7 protein-coding genes are annotated in these 6,615 nt (G+C 68.5%); 1 reads left to right on the plus strand and 6 read right to left on the minus strand.

Annotated features, from left to right (window positions below):
* The 6 genes from AC3XYG_RS42565 to AC3XYG_RS42590 all read right to left on the minus strand — a co-directional run.
* Nucleotides 1-387, minus strand: a 387-nt coding sequence (locus tag AC3XYG_RS42565; RefSeq protein WP_489145981.1) for a phosphotransferase family protein, incomplete at its 3' end; no start/stop codon positions are given.
* A gap of 4 nt (nucleotides 388-391) precedes the next feature.
* Complete coding sequence (locus AC3XYG_RS42570; protein ID WP_489145982.1) at nucleotides 392-1,120, minus strand: SDR family NAD(P)-dependent oxidoreductase; 729 nt, start codon at nucleotides 1,118-1,120, stop codon at nucleotides 392-394.
* Nucleotides 1,121-1,298: 178 nt separating this feature from the next.
* On the minus strand, nucleotides 1,299-2,288 hold the full coding sequence (gene araD1 / locus AC3XYG_RS42575; RefSeq protein ID WP_489145983.1) for an AraD1 family protein: 990 nt from the start codon (nucleotides 2,286-2,288) through the stop codon (nucleotides 1,299-1,301).
* A gap of 7 nt (nucleotides 2,289-2,295) precedes the next feature.
* Nucleotides 2,296-3,072 carry an SDR family NAD(P)-dependent oxidoreductase gene (locus AC3XYG_RS42580; protein ID WP_489145984.1) on the minus strand — a complete coding sequence of 259 codons (777 nt, stop codon included), beginning with the start codon at nucleotides 3,070-3,072 and terminating at the stop codon, nucleotides 2,296-2,298.
* A gap of 55 nt (nucleotides 3,073-3,127) precedes the next feature.
* Entirely contained in the window at nucleotides 3,128-4,879 is a 1,752-nt protein-coding gene (locus AC3XYG_RS42585; protein WP_489145985.1) for an IlvD/Edd family dehydratase, read from the minus strand.
* A 30-nt stretch (nucleotides 4,880-4,909) separates the two neighbouring features.
* Nucleotides 4,910-5,647, minus strand: coding sequence for a FadR/GntR family transcriptional regulator (locus AC3XYG_RS42590; RefSeq protein WP_489145986.1), 738 nt, complete (start codon nucleotides 5,645-5,647; stop codon nucleotides 4,910-4,912).
* A 248-nt stretch (nucleotides 5,648-5,895) separates the two neighbouring features.
* Between AC3XYG_RS42590 and AC3XYG_RS42595 the strand changes: the two genes are divergently transcribed.
* The coding region (locus tag AC3XYG_RS42595; protein ID WP_489145987.1) for an aldose 1-epimerase at nucleotides 5,896-6,615 on the plus strand (720 nt) is incomplete at its 3' end.

Consider the following 6,615-nt stretch of genomic DNA (forward strand, 5'->3'; position numbering starts at 1 on the left):
CTCCGGATCGGCCTGGCCGTCGCGCAGCTGCGCCTTCCACACCGGATGGTCCTCCGGCGCCAGATAGGCCATGGCCAGGGCGCCGGCGGCATCGTCCTGGCCCAACAGGGCCGGCACCGCCTGCGGCACGATGCCGGCGGCGACCCGCATCCAGCGCGCCTCATACAGGTTGCGCACCACCGGCGCCTGCCAGTCGGCCGCGACCCGCAGCTTGGCCAGCGCCCGCTTGACGCAGACCGGGCCGGTGGCCAGGTCGACCCGCCAGATGTCGGAGGAGACGCCGCCGGTCAGCGCGGTGAAGCGCGGCGTCTCGCCCGGGCCCGCCAACCCCATCCGGCGCAGGGCCGGCATCAGGTCGTGGGCCTCCGGCAGGTCGGTGGCCGTCATCGGTTCAGTAGGTCGCGCGGCCGCCGGACAGGTCGAACACGGCGCCGGTGGTGAAGCTGTTCTCGGCCGAGCACAGCCACGCGATCATCGACGCCGCCTCCTCGACCTTCAGGAAGCGGGCACGGGGGATGCGCGACAGCATGTAGTCGATGTGCTCTTGGCTGATCTGCTCCAGGATCCGGGTCTTCGCGGTGGCCGGGGTGACGCAGTTGACCGCGATGTCCTGGCCGGCCAGCTCCTTGCCCAGCGACTTGGTCAGGGCGATGACGCCCGACTTGGCGGCGGAATAGGCGCTGGCGTTCGGGTTGCCTTCCTTGCCGGCGATCGAGGAGACGTTGACGATGCGGCCATAGCCGCGCGCGATCATCCCCGGCACCACGGCGCGGCAGCAGTAATAGACCGCGTTCAAATCCAACTCGATCACCTGGCGCCAGGTGTCGATCGGGTAGTCCCAGGTCTTCACCGACGGACCGGCGATGCCGGCGTTGTTGATGAAGATGTCGATCTGGCCCTGGGCTTCGACCGCGGCGGTGACCGCGGCCGCGTCGGTGACGTCGATGGCGGTGCCGGTGGCGCCGATCGCCTGCGCCGTCTGCTCGACCAGCACCTGGTCGCGATCCCACAGCACCACTTGGGCGCCGGAGGCGATGAAGCGTTCGGCGACGGCACGGCCGATGCCCTGCGCCCCGCCGGTGACGACGGCGATCTTGCCGTCGAGATCGATCCTGTTCATCCCCGTCTCCTCCTCTTCCCGTCCGCCTTGGGGCGGGGTTTGTCTATTCGGCCTCCCAGGCCCTTTTTCCTGTCATGCCCGGACTTGATCCGGGCATCCAGAGACTGTCGACATCCTCTGGATTGCCGGGTCAAGCCCGGCAATGACAGGGAGGAGGGAGGTGCCTTGATCCGGGAGCCTACAGTGCCCGGACCGTGACCGTCTCCGCCGCGGCGCGGGCCAGCGGGTTGCGCAGGGGCCGGCCGAAAGCCTTGGCTTCGATCTCGAACCGGTCGCCCGGCTCGGGCTTGATGCCGTCGCTGACGCTCAGCGTCGCCGTGCCGAAGAAGTGCAGGTGCACGTCGCCCGGCCGGCGGAACAGCACGTATTTGAAATGGTGATGCTCCAGGTTGGCGATCCAATGGCTCATATTGGCCTCGCCGCTCAGGAACGGCTTCTCCCAGATCGTCTTGCCGTCGCGGGTGATCCGGCTGGTGCCGCGGATGTCGTCCGGCAGCGAGCCGACCAGCAGCTCGGGCCCGACCGCGCATTGCCGCAGCTTGGAATGGGCCAGCAGCAGGTAGTTCTGCCGCTCGGTGATGTGGTCGGAGAACTCGTTGCCGATGGCGAAGCCGACGCGCCAGGGCGTGCCGTCCGGCCCGATCAGATAGCAGCCGGTGATCTCCGGCTCCTCGCCGCCATCCAGGGCGAAATCCGGCATGGTCAGGGGCTGTTCGCCCGCCACCACGGCCGACCCGTCGCCCTTGTAGAACCATTCCGGCTGCACGCCAGGCTGGCCACCTGCCGGCTTGCCGCCGGTCAGGCCGTCGCGGAACATCTTCATGCTGTCGGTCAGCGTCTCGGCCTCGCCGAGGTTCTTGTGCATCTGGTCGCGGGCGTCTGCGCTGCCGAGATGGGTCAGGCCGGTGCCGGTGACGATGCAATGCGCCGGGTCGGGATGGTCCAGCGGCACCAGCAGCCGGCCCTCGGCGATCACCGCATCGTAGGAATCGGTGCCGTCGCCCTCATCGGCCGCGACCAGCTCGGCGATGCTCTTGCGGGCGCCGATCGCCGCCTGGGCAAGGTCGTAGGTGGTCTCGAAGACGGACAGCAGCTTGAGCGTGTCGCCGCCGGAGACGATGCCGACGCGCCGTTCGCCGTCCTTGGTCTTGAGCTGAATCAGGTTCATTTCCGCCTCACAATCCCGACGCCCAGCCGGCGTCGACCACGAATGTCTGGCCCGTGCACATGGCGCTGTCATCCGCCGCCAGCCACAGGGTCATCTGCGCCAGATGCACCGGCATCACGTAATCGGGGATGCACTGGTCCTCGGCCCGGCGGGCATCGGCCTCCGGCGTCAGCCACAGGTCCTTCTGGCGCTGGGTGATGACCCAGCCCGGCATCACCGTGTTGACCCGGATGTGCTGCTTGCCCCAGTCCCGGGCCAAGCCGCGGGTCAGGCCTTCCACCCCGGCCTTGGCCGTGGTGTAGGCCGGCATATTGCCCTGCTTCAGACGCCAGGAGACCGAGCCGAAATTGATGATCGAGCCGCCGCCGGCCGCCTGCATCATCGGCTGCACCGCCTGGGCGGCGAAGAACTGGTGGCGCAGGTTCACCGCCATGCGGTCGTCCCAATAGTCGGGCTCGACCGTCTCGGGGGCGTGGCGCTGGTCGTGCGCCGCGTTGTTGACCAGGATGCGGATCGGCCCGACCGCGTCCTTGGCCTCGGCCACCGCCTTGCGCAGGTCGGCGATGTCGCGCAGGTCGCAGGGCCGGAACACCGGCACGGCTAGCCCTTCGGCCTTCAACCGGGCGACCAGGGCGGTCGATGCCTCCTCGTTGATGTCGACGAAGAAGACGCGCGCCTGCTGGCGGCAGAAATGCTCGACGATGCTTTCGCCGATGCCGCTGCCGCCGCCCGACACGAAGACGGGCTTGTCGCGCAGCGATGGATAGGTTGCGTAGTCGGTCATGATGGTCCGCTTGGCGAGGAAGAGAGCGGCCCGCCCCGGGCCTGCGGTTCGATCGTCAGTGGCTGTCGCGCGGCACGGCGTGGCCGCGGCTGCCGACCAGGAAGTCGAGGTCGGCGCCCTTGTCGGCCTGCATCACGTGCTGGACATACAGCGACTGGTAGCCGCCCTTCATCGTCGGCTCCGGCGGCGACCACAGCTTGCGCCGCTCGGCCAGCACCTCGTCCGAGACCTCGAGATGCAGCCGCCGGTTGGCGACGTCCAGCTCGATCATGTCGCCGTCCTGCACCAGGGCCAGCGGGCCGCCGGCGGCCGCTTCCGGCGCCGTGTGCAGCACCACGGTGCCATAGGCCGTGCCGCTCATGCGCGCGTCGGAGATGCGGACCATGTCGCGCACGCCCTTCTTCAGCACCTTCTGCGGCAGCGCCATGTTGCCGACCTCGGCCATGCCGGGGTAGCCCTTCGGGCCGCAGTTCTTCAGCACCATGATGCAGGTCTCATCGATGTCGAGATCGGGATCGTCGACCCGCGCCTTGTAGTGCTCGATGTTCTCGAACACGACGGCGCGGCCGCGATGCTGCATCAGCTCCGGCGTGGCGGCGGACGGCTTCAGCACGGCGCCGTCGGGCGCCAGGTTGCCCTTCAGCACGGTGATGCCGCCCTGCTTCACCAGCGGGTTGTCCCAGGCCCGGATCACCTCCGGGTTCCAGTTGGCGGTGTTCTTGACGTTCTCCCACATCGACTTGCCGGTGACGGTGGGCGCGTCCTTGAACAGCATGCCGTTCTCGCCCAGCGCCCGGGTCACCGCGGGGACGCCGCCGGCGTAGTAGAAGTCTTCCATCAGGAAGCGGCCCGACGGCATCAGGTCGACCAGGGTCGGCACGTCGCGGCCGAACTCGTCCCAGTCCTTCAGCTCGAACTCGATGCCGACGCGGCCGGCGATGGCCAGCAGATGGATGACCGCGTTGGTCGACCCGCCGATGGCGCCGTTGACGCGGATGGCGTTCAGAAAGTTCTCGCGGGTCAGGATCTTCGAGATGCGCAGGTCTTCATGCACCATCTCGACGATGCGGCGGCCGGTCATGTGGGCGATGACGTAGCGGCGGGCGTCGACCGCGGGGATCGCGGCGCAGCCGGTCAGGCTCATGCCCAGCGCCTCGGCCATCGAGTTCATGGTGCTGGCCGTGCCCATGGTCATGCAGTGGCCGGCGGAGCGGGACTGTGCTGCCTCGGCCTCCATGAACTGCTGCAGGCTGATGACGCCGGCCTTCACATCGGCATCGAACTGCCAGACGCTGGTGCCCGACCCGATGGTCTGGTCCGGGTAGCGGCCGTTCTGCATCGGCCCGCCGGACACGACGACGGCGGGGATGTCGCAGCTGGCGGCGCCCATCAGCAGCGACGGCGTGGTCTTGTCGCAGCCGGTCAGCAGCACGACGCCGTCGATCGGGTTGGCGCGGATCGCTTCCTCGACATCCATCGCCGCCAGGTTGCGGTACAGCATCGCCGTCGGCCGCAGGTTGGTCTCGCCGGTCGAGAACACCGGGAATTCCAGCGGGAAGCCGCCCATCTCCCACACGCCGCGCTTCACATGCTCCGCCAGCTTGCGGAAATGCGCGTTGCAGGGGGTCAGTTCGGAGAAGGTCTGGCAGATGCCGATCACCGGGCGGCCGTCGAACACATGGTCCGGCAGGCCCTGGTTGCGCATCCAGCTGCGATGGATGAAGCCGTCCTTGTCGTGCGGGCCGAACCAGGCCGCGGACCGGAGGGGTGTCTTCTTGTTGTTGTTGTTGCTGGCGTCGTCAGCCATCACGAAGATCCTTGTTTGGCTAGGCTGTCTTCAGGAAGTCGGAATCTGGTTGGCGAGGGCACGGCGGAGATCCTCCACCGAATCCTCCAGCAGCAGGCGCATGGCCTGGCGGGCGCCATCGGCCTCGCGCGCCAGTATGGCGTCGCGCACCGCCTGGTGGCGGGGCAGCGAGATCTGCAGGGCGCCGGGCTGGTTGTTGGTGATGCGGAAGCTCGACGCCATCGCGGTTTCGATCAGGGCGCCGAGCGGATGCAGGAATTCGTTGTTCGAGGCCGCCAGGATCGATTGGTGGAAGCGCAGATCCGGCTCGATCGAGGCATCGCCATCGGGGGCTGCTTCCATGTCGGCGAAAGCGCGCCTGATCGCGTCCCGCTGCGCATCGGTGGCCCGTTCCGCGGCCATCGAGGCGGCGGCCGGCTCGACGATCTGGCGCATCTCGAAAAGGTCCTTGGCCAGGCGCTCGATCGGCTGGGTGGCGAACTGCCAGGCCAGCAAATCCGGGTCCAGCAGGTTCCATTCGTCGCGCGGCCGCACCCGTGTGCCGGTCTTGGGCCGGGATTCGACCAGGCCCTTGGCCGCCAGCACCTTGATCGCCTCGCGCAGCGCGGTGCGGCTGACCGAGAACTGGACCGAAAGGTCAGCCTCGTTCGGCAGCACGGTGCCGGGCTGGACATCGCCGCGCATGATGCGCATGCCGATGTCATAGGCGATCTGGCCGTGCAGCGAGCGGCGGGAAAAGGTCTTGCTGGTGCGGGAGTGGTCGAACATGGCCCTTGGTGTCTGGTTCCGGTCCACCCTAGTAACGGGGGGTGGTCAGGCGGAATCCGTTCTGCTCGGCCACGCGCAACAGCCGTTGCGGACGGTTGCGTCCGGTGCACTCGGTCATGGCGCTCCCCCGTGGCATGATCGGACTTGCCGATCATGCTCTTTGCTATTCATCATACAATTCGAGTATTGGGCGCTCCGCGGATCGGCGTCAAGCTCTGCCGAAGCAGGGCCGAAAGGGAGAAACGGGAATGGCGGTGGAGATGGTGCGGCTGCGGGCGGGGGCGAGTGGCCTCGACATCGTGCCGGCGATCGGCGGCGGCATTGCCGGCTACTGGACCGGGACGGGCGAGGACCGACGCGACTGGCTGCGGCCGGCCGCAGCCACGGCGCTGGCGGCGGGCGATCCGCTCGGCCTCGGCAACTTTCCGCTGACCCCGTTCTCGAACCGGATCCGCGACGGGCGCTTCCGGTTCCAGGGGCGGGAGGTGGCGCTGCCGCTGAACATGCCGACGGAGCGGCACCAGTTGCACGGCTATGGCTGGCAGCGGCCGTGGCAGGTGCTGGAGCAGTCGGCGACCCGCTGCGCCATCGGCTATGACCACGCGGCCGAGGCCTGGCCTTTCCCCTATCGCGCCCGGCAGGATTTCACCCTGACCGAGGCCGGACTCGAGTTCGCGATCTCGGTCGAGAACACCGGCGACACGCCGATGCCGGCGGGGCTGGGCCAGCATCTCTATTTTCCGCGCACCCCGAATACCACCGTCACCGCCAGCATCGCGCGGATGTGGGCGAACGACGCCGAGGTGATGCCGCTGGAGCTGGTCGAGCCGCCGCCGGAGAAGGATCTGCGCCGCGGCTTCCGGCCGGAGGATGTGCGCACCGACAACACCTACACCGGCTGGGACCGCCGGGCGGTGATCGAATGGCCGGAGCGGCGCGCCTGGATCACGATCGAGGCCGAAGCACCG

The sequence above is a fragment of the Inquilinus sp. genome, assembly GCF_057815775.1.